Below are 1,043 nucleotides of genomic sequence, written 5' to 3'. Positions count from 1 at the left end.
GGCGGCAAGGGCTCCATCATGTCAGTAATTGTAAATGGGCCCGGCCCTGGGCATCTCCAGACTTGCTCCGCGATGGGCTCTTTCTCGTGCACGGGCATGTTGTAGACGGCGCTGAATCTGTCCTGATGTGCACGCACGGGTTTCCAGGGGCGGACTGGAATGTCTCCAGCGAGTGCAACTCCTTTGGGATGGTTGATGCACTGCGAGTCCACGAGCTCGAACTCCGTGTCCATGTCCAACCTCACAAATCTTTCTGGATCAGGTGCAGAATAATCATAGGATTCCTTCGGGTATCCTTTGTGCAACTGCTTTGGTGTGCTGTCTATCATGCGCGGGTGGTGGAGAGCGGTGAGTGCGTGATCAGCAATGCTCATCGCCGTGCCCGGGTTGGGCAATGGGCCAACTGCCCAGATGCCCATGCTGTCCCAACACCACTTGCGCTCTGCATCAGACCACTCGGCGTGAACGGCGCACAGGTGAAGCTCGACGCCGCGGCGTCCGAGCTCGGGAATGACTCCCCAGAGGCCCATGTTCATGTCACCTCCGATGAATCGCACTCCGCCAACGCAGAGGGCTGTCAGATGCTCCCAGAAGGCAGTGCGGCTTCCGCAACTGATCTTTGCATGTGTGTTGTGTAGGTGGCAGACGGCAACGTAGGTCTCCAGTCCGGTTGACTTGGGCTCGCGGAACCGCACCTTGCATGGCAAGATTCTAGACGAACCCTTCGCAGTTGTCTTCATCCAGAGCGTCCCCGGGGTCAAGGACTCGACGTACTGGCTGCGTGCCATCACAGCGAGTCCTCCGTGCACGCCGCATGTGTCCCAACGGCGCACGAGGCCTTCTGCTACGAACCCTTGCGGAGGAGCTTGGATATGCAATGAACTCTCCGCTGGCCGCCATTCGTCCCGCTCGCTGAGGATGCGCTCGTGTGCGCTGTCATGCAGCTCGCAGCAAAGGACGACCCAGGCGGGAACCTTGTAGATGTTCTGCGTGTAGACCTCCTCTCCCTCATGCCGCGGAGCTCCAAAGTTGACGAGCGCCAG

At 59.4% G+C, this 1,043-nt stretch carries 1 protein-coding gene; it reads right to left on the bottom strand.

All coding sequences use genetic code 11. The annotated features are described in order from the left end of the window. Positions 1 to 536 (bottom strand): hypothetical protein (locus ABWQ00_RS16300; RefSeq protein WP_353239710.1); only part of this gene is annotated, 536 nt, incomplete at its 3' end. Positions 537 to 1,043 lie beyond the last annotated feature (507 nt).

The organism is Limnohabitans sp., from assembly GCF_040400975.1.
Classification (GTDB): domain Bacteria; phylum Pseudomonadota; class Gammaproteobacteria; order Burkholderiales; family Burkholderiaceae_C; genus Limnohabitans_A.
Note: the sequence above shows the minus strand (reverse complement) of the source record. Positions and strands in the feature narration are given on the sequence as shown.